This is a genomic window from Enterovibrio qingdaonensis (assembly GCF_028683135.1).
Lineage (GTDB): Bacteria > Pseudomonadota > Gammaproteobacteria > Enterobacterales > Vibrionaceae > Enterovibrio > Enterovibrio qingdaonensis.
This window is the reverse complement of record NZ_JAJUBB010000006.1, coordinates 198,070-219,812: the sequence shown is the minus strand read 5'-3', so window position 1 is coordinate 219,812 and position 21,743 is coordinate 198,070. Positions and strand designations below refer to the sequence as shown.

General features: G+C 48.2%; 18 protein-coding genes, 1 tRNA gene and 2 pseudogenes. 13 read left to right on the top strand and 8 right to left on the bottom strand.

Annotation, left to right across the window (positions count from 1 at the left end; all coding sequences use genetic code 11):
* Positions 1 to 22 precede the first annotated feature (22 nt).
* Positions 23 to 1,288: an inorganic phosphate transporter gene (locus LRP49_RS10840; RefSeq protein WP_274142152.1), complete on the top strand. Its 1,266-nt coding sequence runs from the start codon at positions 23 to 25 to the stop codon at positions 1,286 to 1,288.
* Positions 1,289 to 1,440: 152 nt separating this feature from the next.
* The gene (locus LRP49_RS10835; protein WP_274142151.1) at positions 1,441 to 2,055 is read left to right on the top strand and encodes a TIGR04211 family SH3 domain-containing protein; all 615 of its coding nucleotides are present in this window, start codon (positions 1,441 to 1,443) and stop codon (positions 2,053 to 2,055) included.
* A gap of 86 nt (positions 2,056 to 2,141) precedes the next feature.
* Here LRP49_RS10835 and LRP49_RS10830 read toward each other — a convergent pair whose 3' ends face one another.
* A complete protein-coding gene (locus tag LRP49_RS10830) occupies positions 2,142 to 4,433 on the bottom strand; it encodes an AAA family ATPase (protein WP_274142150.1) in 2,292 nt (763 codons plus the stop codon).
* A gap of 205 nt (positions 4,434 to 4,638) precedes the next feature.
* Between LRP49_RS10830 and LRP49_RS10825 the strand changes: the two genes are divergently transcribed.
* Positions 4,639 to 5,880 carry a multifunctional CCA addition/repair protein gene (locus tag LRP49_RS10825; protein WP_274142148.1) on the top strand — a complete coding sequence of 414 codons (1,242 nt, stop codon included), beginning with the start codon at positions 4,639 to 4,641 and terminating at the stop codon, positions 5,878 to 5,880.
* 70 nt (positions 5,881 to 5,950) lie between these two features.
* On the opposite strand, the gene LRP49_RS10820 is transcribed toward LRP49_RS10825, so the two are convergent.
* Genes LRP49_RS10820 through folB form a run of 3 tightly spaced genes read right to left on the bottom strand, consistent with a single transcriptional unit; the run spans position 5,951 to position 7,618 of the window.
* The gene (locus tag LRP49_RS10820; RefSeq protein WP_274142147.1) at positions 5,951 to 6,754 is read right to left on the bottom strand and encodes an undecaprenyl-diphosphate phosphatase; all 804 of its coding nucleotides are present in this window, start codon (positions 6,752 to 6,754) and stop codon (positions 5,951 to 5,953) included.
* A gap of 22 nt (positions 6,755 to 6,776) precedes the next feature.
* Complete coding sequence (folK, locus tag LRP49_RS10815) at positions 6,777 to 7,262, bottom strand: 2-amino-4-hydroxy-6-hydroxymethyldihydropteridine diphosphokinase (RefSeq protein WP_274142146.1); 486 nt, start codon at positions 7,260 to 7,262, stop codon at positions 6,777 to 6,779.
* Entirely contained in the window at positions 7,259 to 7,618 is a 360-nt protein-coding gene (folB, locus tag LRP49_RS10810) for a dihydroneopterin aldolase (RefSeq protein ID WP_274142145.1), read from the bottom strand. Before folB ends, folK begins: the two co-directional genes overlap by 4 nt.
* A 179-nt stretch (positions 7,619 to 7,797) precedes the next feature.
* On the opposite strand from folB, the gene plsY reads away from it, so the two are divergent.
* Complete coding sequence (gene plsY, locus LRP49_RS10805) at positions 7,798 to 8,448, top strand: glycerol-3-phosphate 1-O-acyltransferase PlsY (RefSeq protein ID WP_274142144.1); 651 nt, start codon at positions 7,798 to 7,800, stop codon at positions 8,446 to 8,448.
* A 120-nt stretch (positions 8,449 to 8,568) separates the two neighbouring features.
* On the opposite strand, the gene tsaD is transcribed toward plsY, so the two are convergent.
* Positions 8,569 to 9,588 (bottom strand): tRNA (adenosine(37)-N6)-threonylcarbamoyltransferase complex transferase subunit TsaD, encoded by a 1,020-nt coding sequence (tsaD, locus tag LRP49_RS10800; protein WP_274142143.1) that lies wholly within the window; start codon positions 9,586 to 9,588, stop codon positions 8,569 to 8,571.
* A gap of 195 nt (positions 9,589 to 9,783) precedes the next feature.
* Here tsaD and rpsU point away from each other — a divergent pair, with 195 nt between their 5' ends.
* From rpsU to LRP49_RS10760, 8 genes and pseudogenes are all read left to right on the top strand, one after another.
* Positions 9,784 to 9,999, top strand: a complete 216-nt coding sequence (gene rpsU / locus LRP49_RS10795; protein WP_002537656.1) for a 30S ribosomal protein S21 — start codon at positions 9,784 to 9,786, stop codon at positions 9,997 to 9,999.
* 24 nt (positions 10,000 to 10,023) lie between these two features.
* On the top strand, positions 10,024 to 10,467 hold the full coding sequence (locus tag LRP49_RS10790; protein WP_274142142.1) for a GatB/YqeY domain-containing protein: 444 nt from the start codon (positions 10,024 to 10,026) through the stop codon (positions 10,465 to 10,467).
* A gap of 123 nt (positions 10,468 to 10,590) precedes the next feature.
* Positions 10,591 to 12,342, top strand: a complete 1,752-nt coding sequence (gene dnaG, locus LRP49_RS10785; RefSeq protein ID WP_274142141.1) for a DNA primase — start codon at positions 10,591 to 10,593, stop codon at positions 12,340 to 12,342.
* 81 nt (positions 12,343 to 12,423) lie between these two features.
* Positions 12,424 to 14,277 (top strand): annotated as a pseudogene (gene rpoD / locus LRP49_RS10780) (RNA polymerase sigma factor RpoD); the annotation flags it as partial.
* 142 nt (positions 14,278 to 14,419) lie between these two features.
* Positions 14,420 to 14,495: transfer RNA gene (locus LRP49_RS10775), tRNA-Ile, on the top strand.
* Positions 14,496 to 14,729: 234 nt separating this feature from the next.
* The gene (locus LRP49_RS10770) at positions 14,730 to 15,209 is read left to right on the top strand and encodes an SLATT domain-containing protein (RefSeq protein WP_274142139.1); all 480 of its coding nucleotides are present in this window, start codon (positions 14,730 to 14,732) and stop codon (positions 15,207 to 15,209) included.
* 2 nt (positions 15,210 to 15,211) lie between these two features.
* A complete protein-coding gene (locus LRP49_RS10765; protein ID WP_274142138.1) occupies positions 15,212 to 16,312 on the top strand; it encodes a nucleoid-associated protein in 1,101 nt (366 codons plus the stop codon).
* Positions 16,309 to 17,295 (top strand): GTP pyrophosphokinase, encoded by a 987-nt coding sequence (locus LRP49_RS10760; RefSeq protein WP_274142137.1) that lies wholly within the window; start codon positions 16,309 to 16,311, stop codon positions 17,293 to 17,295. The genes LRP49_RS10765 and LRP49_RS10760 overlap by 4 nt, the downstream gene beginning before the upstream one ends.
* Positions 17,296 to 17,352: 57 nt before the next feature.
* Here LRP49_RS10760 and LRP49_RS10755 read toward each other — a convergent pair.
* From LRP49_RS10755 to LRP49_RS10745, 3 genes and pseudogenes are all read right to left on the bottom strand, one after another.
* Positions 17,353 to 18,327 (bottom strand): annotated as a pseudogene (locus LRP49_RS10755) (replication endonuclease); the annotation flags it as partial.
* A 489-nt stretch (positions 18,328 to 18,816) separates the two neighbouring features.
* Complete coding sequence (locus LRP49_RS10750; protein ID WP_274142136.1) at positions 18,817 to 19,779, bottom strand: transposase; 963 nt, start codon at positions 19,777 to 19,779, stop codon at positions 18,817 to 18,819.
* A gap of 265 nt (positions 19,780 to 20,044) precedes the next feature.
* Positions 20,045 to 20,770, bottom strand: coding sequence for a hypothetical protein (locus LRP49_RS10745; protein WP_274142135.1), 726 nt, complete (start codon positions 20,768 to 20,770; stop codon positions 20,045 to 20,047).
* Between the two features lie 413 nt (positions 20,771 to 21,183).
* On the opposite strand from LRP49_RS10745, the gene LRP49_RS10740 reads away from it, so the two are divergent.
* Positions 21,184 to 21,696: a DUF2589 domain-containing protein gene (locus LRP49_RS10740; RefSeq protein WP_274142134.1), complete on the top strand. Its 513-nt coding sequence runs from the start codon at positions 21,184 to 21,186 to the stop codon at positions 21,694 to 21,696.
* The last annotated feature ends 47 nt before the right edge of the window (positions 21,697 to 21,743 follow it).

The window sequence follows — 21,743 nt, the reverse complement described above, 5'->3', positions numbered from 1 at the left end:
ACAAAACAAACAAGGTAACACAATGGAAATCCTAGCGAATTACGGCACCATTATTATTCTGGTGGCGGCTGCTTTTGGTTTCATGATGGCTATTGGTATTGGCGCAAATGACGTTGCCAATGCGATGGGCACGTCCGTAGGGTCAAAAGCCCTGACCGTTAAACAAGCAATCATCATTGCGATGATTTTTGAATTTGCCGGTGCCTATTTGGCCGGCGGTGAAGTGACAGACACCATTCGAAAAGGTGTGATTGAAACGTCACTCTATGCCCATCAACCAGAAATTCTGGTCTACGGCATGATGTCAGCACTGCTGGCTGCGGGTTCATGGTTATTGTTGGCCTCTTTCATGGGTTGGCCGGTATCTACCACGCACTCCATCATCGGTGCGATCATCGGTTTTGCTTGTGTATCCGTCGGTACTGAAGCGGTTGACTGGAGCTCTGTTCAGGGCATCGTGGGTAGTTGGATTGTCACGCCTTTGATTTCAGGTATTTTCGCCTACGTTATCTTCGTGAGTGCCCAGCGACTCATCTTTGATACCGACAAGCCATTGGTTAACGCCAAACGTTTTGTCCCTGTTTACATGTTCCTAACTGCAATGATTATCGCGATGGTAACCATTAAGAAGGGCTTGAAACACGTGGGCCTACACCTGACAACAGGTGAAGCATTCATGGTATCTGTCGTTATTTCTGCTCTGGTTATGGCATTCGGTTATGTCTATATCAGCCGCAAGTACAAAGACGATACTGCCAGTGAAAACGGCTACCAAGGTGTTGAGCGTGTATTCAGCTTGCTGATGGTTGTCACCGCCTGTGCGATGGCATTTGCACACGGCTCTAACGACGTTGCGAATGCGATTGGTCCATTGTCAGCGATTGTTTCAACCGTTGAGCACATGGGTGCCGTTGCAGAGAAGAGCACCATTGCTTGGTGGATCTTGCCACTGGGTGGTATCGGTATCGTTGTTGGTCTGGCGACACTGGGTCACAAAGTAATGGCTACCGTTGGTACCGGTATTACCGAGCTAACACCTAGCCGTGGTTTTGCTGCGCAGTTGGCGACCGCTTCTACCGTTGTACTGGCATCAGGTACTGGCCTGCCAATCTCAACCACACAAACGCTTGTTGGTGCGGTTCTGGGTGTAGGTTTTGCTCGTGGTATCGGCGCACTTAACCTTGGTGTGGTGCGTAACATTGTGGCCTCTTGGGTGGTCACGCTACCTGCGGGTGCATTGCTAGCAGTCATCTTCTTCTACGTGATGAAAGCGGTATTCGGGGCGTAAGAAAGGCATTTCCGTCACGTTTTCGTGCAGTGATGTCAGCCTTTGGTCAAAAAAGGGAGGTTTTGCCTCCCTTTTGTTGTACCTGAACCCCAAAATTTTTTAGTATTTGTTACCTAAAAAAATATTCTCACGACCAACCAAAGGAATAATCCGTGAAGCGACTTTTTTCTGCCCTAGCTGTTTTGATGGTGCTTGCTGCACCTGCTGCGAATGCGCAGGACAATTACATCTCTGATGAGCTTTTCACTTACATGCATTCAGGTCCGGGCACCCAATTCCGCATTATTGGTAGTGTCGATGCGGGCGCAAAAGTGACAGTGGTAGATAGCAACAAGAATGCTGGATATACCCAAGTCCTTGATGAGCGCGGCCGCAAAGGTTGGGTTGAAACCAAATTCGTGACTAACCAGCCAGGTCTGAAAACGCGTGTACCAGCACTGGAAGAAGAGCTGAAACAAGTGAAGACTGCGCTGTCTAGCGCGCAAGGCGATGCCGAAGCACAAACCAAAGGTTTGATTGAGTCTTTGGATCAGCGCAATGCACAGGTAAAAGAGCTGGAATCACACACCAGTGAATTGAACCAGAAGCTGATCGACGCGCAAGCTGAGATCCGTGAGCTACGTGCACGTATCGACACTCAAAAAGATGACCTGCTGATGCGTTACTTCATGTACGGCGGCATGGTTGCCGGTGGCGGTCTGCTGTTTGGTCTGGTCCTGCCGCACCTTATTCCACGCCGTAAAAAGCGCAATAATGGTTGGGCGTAAGCGTTAAGCTTGCAATAAGAAAGCCGCGATAGCGGCTTTCTTTTTATCTGTTATCTCTTTTCTCTTACCTGTCATCTGGTAATCGACTACCAGGTTGTCAGCGCAGGGATGGCAATCAGTGCATTTTCAAACTGCACCACCACTTGCTGCGGTTCAATGCCCCGAAGCAGCACCCCATCCGCAACAAACTCCCCTTCTCGCGCATCCACGCCATTCACCTTCACCCAACGAGAGTTCTCGTTTGATGCATAGATGTGTGTTTGGAAGTCCAGCTTCGGTAATCGATTCAGCATGTCTGACGGAATATCGGCTATCGCTACCACATTCGCTACCACATTCGCTCCCGATTGCGCTCGCTCCATTTTTGCATCCAACGAACGAGACTTATCGGCATTCATGGCAGATTCGACTTTCATTGCCAGCTCTGGAGACAACACAGACAAGTCCAAATCGTCGAGTGTCAGTTCTTCCAATCCCTCAGAACGACTTTTCGCCTGCTCCGTATTTGGCGTTGCCCCTGCTGACAAAGTAACAACCTCTGCTGCTGGCTCTGGCCTTATAACGACATCTTCTGCGACGATATCTTCGGCAACATCGTCAAATATTACGGCAGGAAGTGGCTTCAATGCCAAGGTGAACATATCCGTGTCGGGCAAAGGTACAATGCTCCCTTGGCGAATCCGTGCACGCTCCGCCGCCGTCGCCTCAATGCTGTTTGCTAGCAATGGGCCGGGCATCTCTAACACGGAGTCCAACACCATAAAGGTAATTGGTCCTGGAATACCGTCCGCATCTAAGCCATTGGCACGTTGAAATTCACGTACCTTCGAACGTTGCGATGCTCCAAAGCGATTCGACACTGGATCCGTACTACCCAGCACCAGATTCAAACGCTGATCTAACCAACGTACTCGCTCACCGCGTTGGCCGGATTTGATGGCCGCACTGTTACCCAATGGTGGTCGCCATAGGATCAAGGCTTCACCACTCCAGTGCTGCTTCAAGAAGGTGTCACTCACCAATACACGCTGATCGCCAGACAGCAATTCAACTTGTCCGTTACCCTTCCCTGTCATCAAGGTAAACCAGCTCTTCCCTTCTGGGCCATTCATGGCCAAGACCGCCGGGCGGTTAATGGTAATCAATTGGTCATAGGGTAACTTGCTTTTGTAGCAAGCAAGATCACCACGCACTTGTGTCGAACAGCTTGCTGCAAGCACATCTGCATCAAAGCCCCAAAGCTTGTAAAGCGATTGCATGGCCGAGCCGGCACTGAGACTTGCATTGACTAAAGAGGAGAATGACACTGTCTCAGGCAACTGAGGGGCAGCAACAGTGAGAGTTGGTGCAGGCTGCGCTGTATCAGGTTCAACCGCAACCGTTGGCTGTGCAGGCGGTGCGATCACCTCTACCACTGTCTGAGGCTGAGGCGTGGGTGTTTGTACAATAAGCTCAGGCTCTTTGTCGCTCAATCCAATACGAATGGCGACAGCAAGCAGGGCTGCCCCCCCAATCGCACCAACGTAATAAGGCCAATAACGCCCGCCGCTGGCTTGAGGTTTTGCCATATCCTGCCACTCGAGTGCCTCTTTACACGCCTGAGTCGCAGTCTTTGACGACACGGTTTGCTTGGAAGCGCGATAAGCAAGCTTAAGCGACTGATCGCAGACAAGGTTGATCAAACGCGGAACACCGCCCGTTTCACGTGCAATCACTTTGATTGCGCCATCATCGAACAGCTTGTCTAATCTTCCCGCACAACTGAGTCGGTGCAGAATGTATTGGCGCACTTCTTCGGTGACCAAAGGCATCAAGTGGTAACGACCCGTAATACGCTGGGCTAACTGACGAAGTTGGGGCTGGCGTAGCAATTGTTGCAGCTCAGGCTGACCGATAAGGATAACTTTGAGCAGCTTTCGATTAGCCGTTTCGATATTCGTAAGCAGGCGTAACTGCTCCAGCACATCAGGCATAAGATGCTGCGCTTCATCCACAAGCAGTACCGTCTGAATGCCGCCGACATCATTGAAGTAAAGCCGCTCTGTTATCGCATCATTCAGCACTTTAAAGCCATCTTCTGGCTGGTACGAAATGCACAACTCATCACACAGCGTCTGCATTAACTCAAGTACGGAAAGGCTCGGGTTTAAAATCGTCGCCACTTGGCTACGGGTAGGCAGCCTTTCACGCAACGCTTTCATGGTCGTGGTTTTGCCTGTCCCGACTTCTCCGGTAAGAAGTGCCAGACCACCACCGTCTTCAATGCCTGATAATACGTGGCTCAATGCTTCTTTGTGCCGCTCACTCAAAAAGTAGAACTTGGGGTTTGGCACAATCGCAAACGGTGATTCTGTTAGCCTGAAGAAGTCTTGATACATGGGGAGTTCTCTAAGTCCTTAATCCCTGATCGCCGATCCGTCACCGTATCTTGGCGATAATTGCTTGTAAAGCTGTGACACCCACTTCGGGTGTAGGTTCGCACCATTGGGGCAGTGATGCTAAGCCCCTGATACCTGAATTCTGCATATTCTGAGTATTTGGGTATATCATACTTCCATTATCGTTCATCTATTGGATTGAATTGTGAATAGTTATCTTGTTGGCGGTGCAGTCAGGGACAAATTGCTCGGACTGGACGTAAAAGACAGAGACTGGGTCGTGGTCGGCGCGGATATCGATGGCATGCTAGCGGCGGGTTATCAGCAAGTGGGGTCAGATTTTCCGGTCTTCTTGCACCCGAAAACCCATGAAGAATATGCCCTTGCCCGCACCGAACGTAAGTCAGGTAAAGGCTACACAGGGTTTGTGTGCGACTTCACCCCAGATGTGACACTGGAAGAAGATCTGCAAAGACGGGATCTAACCGTCAATGCCATCGCTGAAGCCAAAGACGGTATTCTGATTGACCCTTACCACGGTCAAGCTGACCTCAAAAATCGCCTCCTTCGCCATGTGTCTCCCGCGTTTGTCGAAGACCCTTTGCGTGTGTTGCGGGTTGCCCGATTTGCTGCGCGCTTCGCCCATCTAGGATTTACGGTCGCACCAGAAACACTCACCCTAATGCGAGAGATTGCAGAAAGCGGCGAACTGGCTTCGCTCACTGCTGAGCGTGTCTGGAAAGAGTGGGAAAAATCGCTCACCTATCAACACCCTGAGGTGTTCCTTCAGGTGTTGAGAGACTGCGGCGCACTGGCAGTTGTACTGCCTGAGATTGACTGTCTGTTCGGTGTGCCGCAACCCGAGCAATGGCATCCGGAAATTGATACTGGCATTCACACCCTGATGGTCGCCAAGCAAGCAACAGCACTGACTGATGACCCTGTTATCCGTTTCGCCGCGCAAGTGCACGATTTAGGCAAAGGCCTCACGCCAGAATCAGAATGGCCGAGCCACAAGCTGCACACCAAGCTAGGGTTAAAGCCCATCAAAGCTCTGTGCGAGCGCATTCGTGTGCCGAATGCTTACCGTGATGCCGCGTTGTTGGTTTGTGCTGAGCACACCAACGTGCACAACGCAGGCGAACTAAAAGCTGCCACCTTTGTGAAGATGTTTGACCGCAATGATTGCTGGCGAAAGCCTGAAAAAGTGCCGCAACTGGCCCTTGCCAGTCAGGCTGACCACCAAGGGCGCACAGGGTTTGAAGCGCGTGAATACCCGCAGGCGCAGTGGCTTCTAGGGGCGTTTGATGCGGCAAACCGTGTCGATGTGAAACCCATTGTCGCAGAAGGCTTCAAAGGCCCTGCAATACGAGACGAGTTAACCAACCGACGTATTGAAGCAGTAAAAGCCTTTCTCGCTATCGAAAGGCCCCACAAACCTGAGTAAACAAATTCCAGACGAAAAAAAACGCTGCCCATTCGGCAGCGTTTTTTGTTTTGTCTGAGCGATTCACCGCTTAGCGCGTGGCAAGGAACGCCGCCAAACCGACACCCAGCAAAATGCGATAAATGACAAACGGCTTCATTCCCATGGTCGTGACAAGCTTCAGGAACCAGTGAATACAGATATATGCACTAATAAAAGAAACCACCACACCTGTCAGGATAGGTCCCCACATCACTGGTGCATCACTTTGTACCAGACCAAGGCCAAGGTAAGAACCTGCCAGCACAATGATAGGAATCGACATCAGGAATGAAAAGCGCGCAGCAGCCTCTCGGGTGTAACCCAAGTAAAGTGCCATGGTCATGGTCGCACCGGAACGAGACGTACCCGGGATCATTGCCAGTGCCTGTGCAATACCAATCCACAGTGCCATTTTTGGCGTGGTCTTGTATTCATCAATCTCGCACTTGGCGTTCACATCCACCCACCACAGCAACAGACCGAAGATGATACAGGTCGCCGCAATCACCCACGCCGAGCGCAGATAGATTTCGATGATGTCCTTCATGAACAGGCCGAAAATACAGGCAGGAATGGTTGCCAGCGCAATCATCCATGCCAAGGTAGCATCTGCAGATCGTTCGCCTTTGAAAATCGAGCGAAAGAATGCGCCAAGTAATTGCGTCACTTCCTTACGGAAATAGAGCACAACCGCTAACAAGGTGCCCACATGCACCGCCACATCAAATGCGAGTCCCTGATCTTGCCAACCGAGGATTTCAGACGGGAGGATGAGGTGTGCAGAGCTGGAAACAGGTAAAAATTCCGTTAATCCCTGAATCAAAGCCAGCGCAAAGGCTTCAAACATACTCATTGTTGTTATTCACTTATAAAGGTTAAAAAGAGAAGTCTGTGACGGGCCATAGAGGTTGTTCTTCACTGAACGCCTCCCAAGCCTGCTTGTAGGTTTGGGTGTCACCCGGAATACATTGCTCAGGGCAAAGCTCCGCCAACGGCCACAAAGTAAACGCGAATTTATACACGTCTTTACGTGGCAAGGTTGGTCCTTCCGACTGACTTAATTCACCGTAGGTCAGTAAATCGATATCCAAGGTACGGTCGCGAAACTTAATTGCATCACGCTCTCGTCCCCATCGAGATTCGATTTGGCGTAACGCATCCATGATGCCTTTCAAACTGAGGTCAGTATGAAGTTCTACCACCAAATTATAAAAATTTGGCCCTTCAAACCCAACCGGTTCAGCTTCAAAAATGCGTGAGATACGACAATTTTGATCAAGCTCTTTTAACGCCGCAATCCCTTCGCGGATGTGGTGTTCACGTTCGATATTCGACCCTACACTCACCAGAACTTGTGTCACCGTGTACCTCGCTCAATCACAACACCGACGGTACGTGCATGCGGCACGGCACCGGGCTTGCTCACTTTCACGCGTACCCATGGCACGGAAAACTGACTTTGGATCAACGTCGCAATGTCTTCTGCAACGCGCTCAACCAACAAGAATCGACCGTTTTCGACCAAATCGATGATTGCACCACTGACGGCGGAATAATCCAACGCGAACGCGACATCATCACTTGCGGCTGCAGGCTTGTTGTCATGCGCCATTTCGATATCAAACACTAGCTTTTGTTTGATCTGCTGCTCCCAGTCATACACACCGATGGTCGTGATCACTTCGAGCTGTTCAATAAATACTAAATCCATGTTCACTCAAAAAATTCAGAGGTCGGATACCCATTAAGCGCAAAAGCACGTAACATCGTTGAACTAACGCATTAATTTTGCGTTAAAGAAACAAAGTATCCCTTATAAATTGAAGACTTTGTGTCTGGTGCGCGAACTATAGCAAGTTCTCGTCGCCCTAGCGAATGTTCACATTGGATGACTAAATGACTGCACTTGGAATGCTGATGATTGTAATTGCCTACCTTCTGGGCTCGATCTCCAGTGCTGTCCTTATTTGTCGAATTTACGGCCTGCCCGATCCGCGAGAGCAAGGTTCAGGTAACCCGGGAGCCACTAACGTTTTTCGTCTCGGTGGACGACTGGCCGCTGCCTTAGTCCTGCTTTGCGATGTCCTTAAAGGCACCATTCCCGTGTGGGCCAGCTACTTGCTTGGCATTAACCCCTTCCTGCTTGGGCTTATCGGCATCGCCGCCTGTTTGGGGCATATTTACCCTATCTTCTTTCATTTCCGTGGCGGTAAAGGCGTCGCAACCGCACTCGGTGCCATTGCCCCTATCGGTTTAGACCTGATGGGAATGATGTTAGGCACGTGGCTGTTGGCATTGTTAGTCACAGGCTACTCGTCTGTCGGGGCCATTCTTGCCGCATTGTTTGCGCCGCTTTTTACTTGGTTTGTTAAGCCACAGTTCACTATGCCCGTCGCCATGCTGTCGTGTCTTATCATTTTCCGACATCAAGACAACATTAAAAGACTCATCAACGGCACTGAGCAAAAGATTTGGAACAAGAAGAAAAAGCGCGACGACCGAGAACAAAGAGAAAAAAGAGAAAAAAGAGAAGAGCAGGAAAGCTAACGCGGTATCGAAAAGCGTAATGCCCCCAGATGATCCCCGTAGCCGCATTGAAAAGATGGGTATCCAAAAACACAAAAAGAGGCGAAATCGCCTCTTTTCTCTTTCGTAAGACTGCTTACGTTATTCCGTGATAGGTTTTAACGTATCAATCGGCCAGCGTGGGAACGCTTTTACGCCCAAATCATTGTGCTCGCCATTCTTCAAACGCTGCATGCCTGCATAAGCAATCATGGCACCGTTATCCGTACAGAACTCAGTACGCGGGTAGTACACTTCTCCACCCATTGATTTGGCCAGCTCTTCCAACTTGGCACGTAAATGACGGTTAGCACTCACGCCACCAGCAATCACGATGCGCTTCATGTGGCTTTGCTTCAACGCACGCTTACACTTGATCACCAAGGTATCAACCACAGCATCTTCAAATGCACGGGCAATATCCGCACGAGTTTGGTCGTCATTACCGTTCGCTGCAATGGTGTTTGCCGTGAACGTCTTCAGGCCAGAAAAGCTCATATCCAACCCCGGTACCGTGGTCATTGGACGCGGGAAGGTAAAGCGGCTGCTGTCACCTTTTTCTGCCAATTTCGACAACAAGGGACCGCCCGGGTAATCCAAGCCCATCAACTTCGCTGTTTTATCAAACGCTTCGCCAGCGGCGTCATCAATGGACTCACCCAGAATTTTGTATTCACCAATGCCTTTTACTTCAACCAGCATGGTGTGACCGCCCGATACCAATACCGCGATAAACGGGAACGGTGGTGGGTTGTCTTCCAGCATTGGGGCCAGCAAGTGGCCTTCCATATGGTGAACCGCCACGGCAGGCAAGTTCCACGCATACGCCAAGCTGCGACCAATGGTTGCACCAACGAGCAGCGCACCGACCAGACCCGGGCCCGCCGTGTATGCCACGCCGTCTAAATCAGCCGGTGTCAGGTTCGCTTCTGCCAACGTCGCTTTGATCAGCGGGATGGTCTTTTTCACGTGATCGCGAGATGCCAGCTCTGGAACCACGCCACCGTAGTCAGCATGCAGCTTTACCTGGCTATATAGCTGATGAGCCAGTAGCCCTTTTTCATCATCATAAATCGCAACGCCGGTCTCGTCGCACGATGTTTCGATGCCCAGAATTCGCATAACACCTCAGCTCATTTCGTTACTATTCGTACTGTCTTTTCAAAAACAGGCGGCAATCTTACATGGGCACGATCAAATTCACCAGTTATGCTTTACAAGTACCCATGTATCGGATTAGAATTCCGCACCATTTTTAATCAAAGCTGGTCATTTTGTCACCAGCGTTAACTAGATAACCCCTGAGGTGAAAGGCACATGCCAGTAGTTAAAGTACGTGAAAACGAACCATTCGACGTAGCACTGCGTCGCTTCAAGCGCTCTTGTGAAAAAGCAGGTATCCTTTCTGAAGTTCGCCGTCGTGAGCACTTCGAAAAGCCGACTACCGTTCGCAAACGCGCTAAAGCAGCTGCAGTTAAACGCCACCTGAAAAAGCTGGCTCGCGAAAACGCACGTCGCGTTCGCCTGTACTAATTACGATTAATACAGGATTGTGATATGGAATTGATTGCTCGTATCAAGAGTGAACAAATTGCCGCGATGAAGGCCAAAGACAAACCTCGTCTTGGCACCATTCGTTTGATCATGGCTGCAATTAAACAGCAGGAAGTTGACGGTCAGAAAACTCTGAACGATGACGAAGTGCTGGCAGTGATGACCAAGATGGTGAAACAACGTCGCGATTCCGTTTCACAATATCAGTCAGCAGGCCGTGATGATCTGGCTGACGTGGAATTGGCTGAAATTTCCGTTTTGGAAGAGTTCATGCCACAGCCACTCAGCGATGAAGAAGTTGATGCTCTGGTTAAAGAAGCCATCGCAACTTCAGGCGCAAGCTCCATGCAAGACATGGGGAAAATCATGGCCATCCTGAAACCACAGGTTCAGGGTCGCGCTGACATGGGTAAAATTAGCCAACTCGTTAAAGCGAATCTGGCATAACTTTTATCCAACCTGCAAACAAGCCGTGCTATCCATTTTTGGAGTGCGCGGCTTGTTCGTATTCGCTTAGTAGCAAATACTGAGTAACATCTCACCCAATAATCACCGAATATTTATAGGTTTATGGCAGGAAAAATCCCACGCGCATTTATTGACGATCTTCTGGCCCGACTGGACATAGTTGAGCTGATCGACGCGAGGGTAAAACTGAAAAAGCAAGGCAAAAACTACGGTGCTTGCTGCCCTTTCCATAACGAAAAAACCCCGTCTTTCTCTGTCAGCCCAGACAAACAGTTCTATCACTGCTTTGGCTGTGGTGTTCACGGTAATGCCATCGACTTCGTCATGGAATTTGACCGTCTGGAATTTGTAGAAGCCATTGAAGAACTCGCCTCCCAACTAGGATTAGACGTTCCGCGTGAAAACGACGGCGGCGGCCCGAAAGGCCCTTACGCCCGAAGCGATCAAAAACGCGACCTCTACCAAATGATGGGCCAAATCGCCAAGTTCTATCAAAGCAGCCTTCGCAATACCGACGGACAACATGCCATCGACTACCTCAAAGGCCGTGGACTGTCAGGCGAAATCGTACAAAAATTCGGGATTGGTTACGTCGCTGACGAATGGGACCAAGTGCGCTCACGTTTCGGTCAAGACACTGCCAGCCAGCAAGCGCTGGTGTCTGCAGGCATGTTGATTGAAAACGACAACGGACGCCGCTACGACCGCTTCCGTGGTCGCGTCATGTTCCCCATTCGTGATCGTCGTGGTCGCGTGATTGGTTTTGGTGGCCGCGTGATCGGCGAAGGCACACCGAAATACCTCAACTCACCGGAAACCCCGATCTTCCACAAAGGCCGCGAGCTTTATGGCCTGTTTGAAGTGTTACAAGCGCACCGTGAACCCCAGCAACTTTTGGTTGTAGAAGGGTACATGGACGTGGTTGCTCTGGCACAGTTTGACGTTGACTATGCAGTCGCGTCGCTAGGTACATCGACCACCGCCGAACACATTCAAACCCTGTTCCGTCAAACGTCAAACGTCGTCTGTTGTTACGACGGTGACCGCGCAGGCCGAGAAGCCGCATGGCGCGCCATGGAACAAGCCCTGCCCCACCTAGTGGATGGCAGACAGCTTAAATTCATGTTCCTGCCTGATGGCGAAGACCCAGATTCCATCGTTCGACAAGAAGGCAAAGAAGGCTTCGAACAGCGCATGGGTAACGCCATGTCCCTGTCAGAGTTCTTGTTCGCCAATTTGATGGAACAAGTGGATACCAGCAGCCGTGAAGGCAAAGCCAAGCTCACCACGTTGGCTGTGCCACTCATCGACAAAGTACCGGGCGGCACCTTGCGCCAATACCTGCGTAATATGCTGGGACAAAAACTCGGTTTACCGGACGAAGCGCAGCTTTCAAAGCTCATCAGCGAGCATGGACAGGCGCAAAAACGTAAGCCGTTGCCGGAAATGAAACGCACACCGATGCGTGAAGTGATCACCCTGTTATTGCAGAACCCGAGCTATGTAAACTCGGTGCCACCGCTCGACGGACTGCAAGAAGTTGCCATTCCGGGCCTAAATTTGTTCACCACCATGCTTGAACTTTGCCGTTCTCGTCCCAATATTACGACAGGACAGCTGCTCGAACATTGGCGCGGCACAGAACAAGAGGCATTGTTAGCGAAACTCGCCAGTTGGGAACTCCCCATCACTGATGACAATGCATTAGATGTATTTTTAGACTCACTGGACAAAATATTGGCCCAGTGCGTTCAACAACAAATAGCCAAGTTGCAAGCTAAATCAAATACCGTCGGCTTATCAGTCGAAGAGAAGCGGGAATTACAGTTGTTAATCCTCAACCGGCCCGAATAGAAACTAGCCAGCACACTTGTGATTTGCTAAAATTGGCAGTTTGCGTTTCCGCATACTAAATTCTTCACTCAGACCCGAAGTTGGATATCGTCTATGGATCAAAATCCGCAGTCACAGCTAAAGTTGCTTGTCGCAAAAGGTAAGGAACAAGGCTATCTAACCTATGCAGAAGTAAATGACCACCTACCAGAAGACATTGTCGACTCTGATCAGATAGAAGATATCATTCAGATGATCAACGACATGGGTATTCAGGTAGTGGAAACTGCTCCTGATGCCGATGAGCTGATGATGTCTGAAACTGTAGCTGACGAAGATGCCGTCGAAGCTGCAGCGGCAGCACTGTCCAGCGTAGAATCCGAAATAGGTCGCACCACTGACCCAGTCCGCATGTACATGCGTGAGATGGGTACTGTAGAACTGCTTACTCGTGAAGGCGAAATCGACATCGCCAAACGCATCGAAGATGGTATCAACCAAGTACAGATCTCTGTAGCCGAATACCCTGGCTCAATTTCTTACCTGCTTGACCAATTCGACAAAGTTGAAGCGGAAGAGCTTCGTCTTACTGACATCATTTCTGGCTTTGTTGACCCAAGCCAAGACGACATCGCACCAACTGCGACTCATATCGGTTCAGAACTGACCGAAGAGCAGCTGGAAGACGAAGACGATGACGGCGATGATGACAGCGATGACGATGATGATTCAGAGGAAGATGTAGGCATCGACCCTGAGCTAGCACGTGAGAAATTCTCCGAGCTACGTCAGTCATACGAAGTTATGCAAGCTGCTATCAACAAGAACGGTCGCTTCCACGACGACACGCATTCAGCGATTGCTGAGCTGTCTGAAGTGTTCAAGCAATTCCGCCTTGTACCAAAACAGTTTGACCGTCTGGTTAACGAAATGCGTGGCACTATGGACCGCGTACGTACACAAGAGCGCATTGTTATGCGTCTGTGTGTTGACCAAGCGAAAATGCCGAAGAAAACCTTCGTTCAACTGTTTGCCGGCAACGAATCTTCAGACAACTGGCTGGATGCAGCACTGGCAACTGAAAAGCCATATGTTGACCGCCTGAAACAGTACGAAGAAGATCTGCGTCGTTGTATTCAGAAGCTGAAAATCATCGAAGATGAGACCGGCCTGAACGTAGAACGTATTAAAGACATCAGCCGTCGCATGTCTATCGGTGAAGCGAAAGCGCGCCGTGCGAAGAAAGAGATGGTTGAAGCGAACTTGCGTCTGGTTATTTCTATCGCGAAGAAATACACCAACCGTGGCCTGCAATTCTTGGATCTGATCCAAGAAGGTAACATCGGCCTAATGAAAGCGGTAGATAAGTTTGAATACCGCCGCGGTTACAAGTTCTCGACTTACGCAACATGGTGGATCCGTCAGGCAATCACCCGTTCAATCGCAGACCAGGCGCGTACGATTCGTATCCCTGTTCACATGATTGAAACCATCAACAAACTGAACCGTATCTCTCGTCAGATGCTTCAGGAGATGGGTCGTGAGCCGCTGCCAGAAGAACTGGCAGAGCGCATGCAAATGCCAGAAGACAAGATCCGCAAAGTGCTGAAGATCGCCAAAGAGCCAATCTCCATGGAAACCCCAATCGGTGACGATGAAGATTCACATCTGGGCGACTTTATCGAGGATACCACCCTCGAACTGCCAATGGATTCCGCAACCATGAACAACCTGCGCATGGCAACCAGCGAAGTACTTGCTGGCCTGACGCCACGTGAAGCGAAAGTTCTGCGTATGCGTTTCGGTATCGACATGAATACCGACCACACGCTGGAAGAAGTCGGCAAGCAGTTTGACGTAACGCGTGAGCGTATCCGTCAGATTGAAGCGAAAGCACTGCGTAAACTGCGTCACCCAAGCCGCTCAGAAGTTCTGCGCAGCTTCCTGGACGAATAATCCGGACGCAATTTAAGCGAAAAATGAGAAGGCGAGCACATGCTCGCCTTTTTCTTGTTTAAGTGCTTAAAAAGCATACCGAACATAGGCAGGTTGCGGCTAGACACCCCCGCCCCCATCCCCTATAATCATTCGCCTACACGGCCCCTTAGCTCAGTGGTTAGAGCAGTCGACTCATAATCGATTGGTCCCCAGTTCAAGTCTGGGAGGGGCCACCAAATTTAAAGGCCTGAGAGGTTAGTAACCACTCAGGCCTTTTGCTTTTCTGTTTCTGTGTAGCATATATGTAGCAGATTTCCAAAGTAGCTTTCAGGATGACATAGCTCTCACTCAGATTCACAACTCTTCAACTCACATCTACTAATTCATAATCCCATCACTTGAGAGATTCCAAACGCAAATCTGTACTGGCATAATCGAAAATGTCTAGAACTACTAACAAAGAGTGCAGTTTGGAAAATCAAGTTCAGAAGACGCCTCAGGTTTACTTGCTTGAGGAAGTTGAAAGCAGTATCGACACCCTTAAAAACAAAGTTGTCAGACAAAAGCGAAATACTAAATGTATCAATGCCCTTACTATATTTTTGGGTCTGGCTATAACCATAACGCTTGGTTTAACAATCGAGGGTTGGGAGGAGATACAGCGGAACATTGCATTGGCTCTAGGAGCGTTACTCACTGCTGTTAACGGGTGGGGAGCTATGTTTGACTACAAGAAGCTATGGTACCGGCAAAAATCCACCCTATTAGAACTGTATCAACTGAGAAACGAAATCAGGTTTGCTATGTCCCAGAACTGCGTATCTGAAAGCAAGTGGGAAAAACTGTTCGAACAGTACAAAAGCGTTTGGGAAGACAACGGAAGTGAGTGGCGAAATATCATTCGTTCAGGGCAGCAAACTTCAAGTTACAATAATACTAATGAGCAATAGACATGCAGCTTACACATCTGAAAATCGATAAAATCTGTATCCATCAGATTTTCCAACGCGAGCCAAATGGCGACAAAAAAACTCCAGAGAAGAGCTCTGACTTTGTAAAGTTTGACAATGCCGCGTTGGAGACGTTTAGACAACGAGTCATTGATGCGTTAGGCTCCCAATCCAAAGCTGTTGACATGATTATTGTCGACCAAGACACTACCGCCGCTCCAGCGTTATTCACATCACTCCCAAATGCAAGCGACCAAGATTACATTGATATTTCATATTCAATCGCAGACAAACTAGCTGACGCGCAAACTAGAAAAAGTCTGCAAGGAGGTATTGTTGTTGTATTCAATGGCACATTTGGATCCACAGACCCAACTAAAGTAAGAACTATCGTTGGCGTGATTAAAGCTGACATATACAGTGCTTATCAGAAGACCGTGAACTCAGCAACCAACGAAATATCTTTGACTTATGTGAAAGAAGCTCTTTTGACACCTTCAACAAAGTTGTTTAAAGCAGCTGCGTTCGCCGAAAAGAGCAGGGGAAACAAGTCAGGGGCTGATCTAAATTCAAACTGGCGAATAGCAATAGCAGATCATCAAATCAGTCAATCTGACGGCAAAGCAGCAGCGCAGTATTTCTATGAAGACTTCTTGGGGTGCGGCTATCCGGATTCAGCCGCCAGAACAACAAAAATGTTCTATGAGCAGACTAAAGCCTTCATAAGTAAACAAGATATTTCTAACGAAGAAAAACATGAGCTTTATAGCGCTTTGATTTGTTACTTAAAACTTGATAAATCCGGTGTCGTTGATGCAAACAAGTTTGCCCAAAGCTACTTTGATAGCAAAACAACTGATGATTATACGAGCTTTTTAGCGGATGCGGGATTACCTCAAACATCTTTCACTAAAGATACTCAATTCATTGAAACTAAACTGAAATTGCAGAAGGTTTCGTTTGGTCAAAGCATCAAACTGACCGCGCCAGCAGAAACATTCAAAAGCCGCGTTGTTATTGAGCCAATAGACACAGATGACGAAGGCAACGCTGTAAGTTGGACTAAAATCACAATTAAAGAAAAGATGGCCACAACAAGTTGAATCAAGTTGAGTTTTTAGAGAAATGGACAACTGAAAAGACCTCATATAAAAGGTGGGGGGATTTCGTCGTTTCTAAAATCTCAGAGGAGCTAACTAACAGCGGTTTTGATATCGGCAGTTTCATCAAACTGCCGCCAAAAGCTAGGATAAAGGACGACAACTCTCTTATCGATAAGGCGTTTTACCGACCAAACAAGAATTACTCAGATCCCTATCAGGAAATTGAAGACAAAGTCGGTTGTCGATTCGTTTTACTTCTGGTTGAACATGTAGAAGCTGTAGCTAAAATCATAAGGGAAACAAAACTTTGGGATGCTGTTGAGTGTCGGCACTTCAGTGAGGAGAGGGATAAGGATCCTCTCCTTTTTACTTATCAATCTGTTCACTATGTTGTTAGACCGAAACAGCCTATTGAGTTTCAAGGGACACAGATACCCTGTGGCATACCATGTGAAATCCAGATTCGTACACTCCTACAGCACGCTTACGCAGAACTAACTCACGACTCGATATACAAAGCGAACAAGGACATCAAGTCTGAGATCCACCGGACAGTAGCGAAAAGCATGGCGCTGATTGAAACTACAGATGGTTTCTTTTCAGAGGTCAGCAATAAGCTTACTGGGCCAATAGAAACTTTAGATATAGTCAACACTCTTGACTCGATGTATGAAGAATTCATGGGGCATAAGCCAATAACCTTCCAAAAGTCTTCAATGGAAGCGTTGGATGCTTTTGAAGAACTATTCGAATGTAACTTTGCTCAAAGAATGAGAAGAATTCTATCCAACGAAGAATATTGTTTGCCTGATCTAATAAAAGATAAAAGTAAGGATAACCCTTTCTTTCAGCAAAGTATTTCCATATTCACCTGCTGGCTTTTAATAGAGAGAAGAGCAACTCTGAAAAAAAACTGGCCTCTTGATAGAAAAATTATTGAAGAATTGGCATCAACGCTATCCGTGTCGTTAGACGATTACTAATTCCTTTTACCCAAAATACAGTTATTCACAGAACTCCAAGTAAAAGAGCATCTGTATTCAAGACAGATGCCACTCGTTGGTTCGGGTAATGATGGTTTTACCACCTGTTGAGATGCCCTTGAGTACCTTTAAAAACTCCTCTTCGCTATACATAGAGGTTTTCACAACGCCTGTTGCCGTATCAACGGCTAACTCATAATGCGGCGCGATAGCCTGTTCTGTGCGCTTACAGAACACCCCGCCCATTAAATCAGTGAACGTCTTCCAACAGCCTTTATCCGCTGCCGCATGAATTTCTGTTACTAGCTTGCTTTCGTCCATCATTGCCTTTAAACGGCGTAATTCGCGCCAAACTGTCACTGAACAGCCGCCAAGTTGCTGAAACTGGCGAATGCTCCAACACGCTGCCCACGCATCCACCCTCGCCGCTGCGCACTTTGGATCTTCACCGTACACACCCGCTTCAAGGTTCTCACCATCAATGTTTTTAGAGATGTATTTAGCGATATAGCCCGTTGCTGAGCCCTTGTTAGGGTCTATTTTCACTTCGGTGAAACGGTGGTTATCTGCGCCGTTTTCGTCGCCATCTTCGCGCATCGCGTACTCACGCATGATGTTTATCAAGGTGTCATAGTGGCGAGGCTCAACAAACAGCAATAAATGCCAATGCGGTGTGCCGTCATGTTGAGGCTCTACGACGCGAAAGCCATAGAAACGCACGTCTTCTCGCTGCAACTTGGCGCGAACCAGTTTCCAGTTCTCGTTTAGATAGGCTTGTGCTTCGGCTGGCGTGTAGCCTTGCCATTTAGGGTTATCGTCGCCTGTCGTCGCATAACTGCGGTGATACTTTGACGGGCAAGTAATGGTGAGGAAGGTGGCAACATGGCCTAGCTCGTTAGCGAGGTCTTCAAAGCCACGCGCACGAACCATCAACTCGGTTTTGCGGATTTTCGGGTCTGATACGCCCTTTTGTGAAAGCTCCAACAGGCTAAAACTTTGGCCGTGTTGGTTGGTCATGACGGTATTTGAAAGAGGTAACTACTGGGACAGACACCCTAAGAAATTCACAACTCAGCACCTTGAGGTAACTACTGGGACAGACACCCTAAGAAATTCACAACTCAGCACCTTAACCTCCACTGTAAAACCTCCAACTTTGGCGCAATTCAGCAGCAAATGCCTACCCGCGTCGGCCAATCAGCAAGCCTTTTGTCTTTTTAGATGTTTTACGAAAAGCCGAAAACTCAGAAGAGCATCTGATAGGTAAAAGGCTGTAGGTAAAGGGGGGGGGAATTAGCTGTCAGGTAACCTATGTCAAACTACTGGGACAGACACCCTAAGAAATTCACAACTCAGCACCTTAACCTCCACTGTAAATCCTCCAACTTTGGCGCAATTCAGCAGCAAATGCCTACCCGCGTCGGCCAATCAGCAAGCCTTTTGTCTTTTTAGATGTTTTACGAAAAGCCGAAAACTCAGAAGAGCATCTGATAGGTAAAAGGCTGTAGGTAAAGGGGGGAATTAGCTGTCAGGTAACCTAAGTCCTGACACCCTTTGGCGATTAAGGTGAGGCAAGGCAGCTTTAACTGCTGACTCAGAACCGACGACATTGCCGCGCTCTATTCGCGTACAGGTGTTTAACCAACAATCAGGCTCTAATCCAAGACGTGCGAGCAATGGCGGTAAGGTATTTTCAATATGGCCACGTTTATCGTCTCGTATCTGTCGCCCTGTCCACTCGACCAACTCTAAATAATCCATCAACCGAAAAGGAATTCCTTCAGGCATGTTTTCTCTTGGGTTGCCGGAAAAAGGAAACAAGTAAGGAGCCGTGGGCTCATCCTTATGCAAGGATTCTATACGGGCTTTTACTGATGTATGGGCAGACTGCTCGGGGGTAGGTGCTATCGCTGCACGAACAGGGTTTAAATCCACATAAGCCATCGCAGCAGCTAATGCTTTTTCATCCAGCAATGCTTGGCTCTTAAAGCGTCCTTCCCAAAAGTGTCCCGTGCATTTGTCTTCTCGATTCGCTTCGGTGGCAATGTGTTGGTTTAGCAATCGCATAAACCAACTGATGGACGTTAAACGTGCTCGCCAACTTTCGACGATTTCCAAACAACGTTCAGTTTCTGATGTGGAGAGCTTGTCGCCCTGCAGCCACCGTTGAACGAGCAAAGGGCCTTGATGAAATGCCAGCCAACGCTCTGCAATCTCTGACGGAGACAATAGTTTTGCCTGCTCTGTGTTGATGTGAAGCACTACATGATAGTGATTGCTCATGATGGCGTAGGCACACACATCTATGCAGAATGATTGTGCTAACGCCAATAACCGTTTCTCTATCCACCCTCTTCGGTGCTCGTAACTTTTTCCTCCGGCCTCATCAACACCGCAAAGAAATGAGCGACGAACACAACGCGATACGCAATGGTAGTAAGGTGTGGCATCAACACTGATAAGAGAGGCGCGGGATTTAGTCACGGATGTCGTATTCTTTTTGGCTATCAATACGATTCAACATACCAAGACCAGAGCCTCATTTCACATTCAATTCATTGGTATGAGACCACGTCGATGAGACGATGAAACTGACTGTTTTATGATTTCCTAAGAGTGTCTGTCCCTGTTTTCTTGTTGGTATGAGACCACGTCGATGAGACGATGAAACTGACTGCTTTATGATTTCCTAAGAGTGTCTGTCCCTGTTTTCTCTCTGTTTTCTCTTTTCTCTTTTTAGAGCGTTGGCCTAACCATCAATGTACTGCTCAACAATGCTTTTCCACATCACTTCGAAATCTTGGATAAACCCTTTAAAACTCGCACTTTCGGCTTGAATCCTCGCAGCGTCGATGGCTTCTTGAGTACTCCATACATTTGAACGCTGTTGCTCTCGCTCTGTCGCTTCTGATGCACCGTAAACATACCCCGTTCTAACGTCGATAAGTGCACCTGACGTTGTGGCTGAAACATACGCTTTGTGGTTGGGTAGTGTGCCTAAGGTGATCACCGATAAAGGCCCAAGCGACGTGCTTTCAACATGGAAGCTGGTATCAACAGAATAGACCAGCAACATATCGGCCTTTAGCCGTGCGGCGGAAAGTCTTAAATCTTTTATCGATTGCAGGTTTGATTGAATAAGCACCCGATTTAAAGGTGCAATTCCGGCAACCATGGGGAGTTTTATGAGGTTCTTAATGTCTTCTTCATCTTCAATGTCTCGAACAGTGACGACACTGAATTTGCCCCCACCATAGCTATCATTCGTTCTTGATGAGTAACCGGAGGCCTGGATCCGCACTACTGCAATGCCTGCAGGAAACTCGCTAGCAGGCTCCAACGACATCAGTGTTGCAATGTCATCGTCGCTCAACGCACCAATATCTACACCTCCAGCTGGCGTTGTATAGTTCACCGCGCACCCAGACATCAACAGGAGCAACCCGCCAAAAACAGCTGTAAGTTTTAGTTTCATCGCTAGAACAATCCTTATTCTTTTGGCTTTTACCATTTACTCACCAAGTCACTCTCTATTGTGAGCTAACCGCGCCTTCATACGCCGTATTACCATTGCGAAACGAGAGTGATACAAACCAGCGTTGCTAGAACCATGGCCACCAGCAAGGATACTGTGGGCAACGAACCAAAACTTCGCCGTCGGTATGTTCTTCTTCTCGTTCTTAGTGAATATCTCCTTTTGATGCGCACGCCAATTTATATCGGAAAAATATAAAATAATTTCTCCGCCACTTTTGATTACATGTTAATTCATTAATTTAGCCGATAACTTTCCCTTCTGTTATATCCACTATTCCAAATCCGATTTGTCTTCTTTCCTTTCTGAACCAAAACTAAACCCATCGAAATAAAACGCAAAGGGAACACGTCATGATTAATTTAGACGCTCTGGTTTCAGCCGTGCATTTGAGCGTGACCCAAGCCAATCAGGCTTTGCAGAACGAGAACCAGGAGCTGATCAGTCGTTTTTTTGATGAGGTTCCGAGCAGCAACTCTGGCATGCTTGGCGGTACGGAAACGCCCGATGGTACTGAACGGACTGCTTATCGCCCTAAGTACGTCACCATTGAATACCCGACCGACACATCTGATGGCATTAAGTCATTAGCCGTTGATGTTCCCTTACTTACTTTGGTTCCCGTCGCTAGCCCACGAGTCAGCGAAGTGAAATTTAAAACAAATTTAGAAGTAAACGTAAATGAAAGTAATGCACTTGAAGTTTCATTTACCGGAAATAATTCAAGCGGTTTATTTAAATCGGGGAAAAACCCAAATCATATGGCGGAATTGGAAATAACAATTAATGCCGACGAACCACCTGAAGGTCTCAGAAAATTAATTGAAGGTTATGACAGAGCACTAAGAGCGCAGATCCCTGGTTAATGGGTTCGGGCTTTATTATGCGATTTTTCATCAAGTAGGAGAAATAC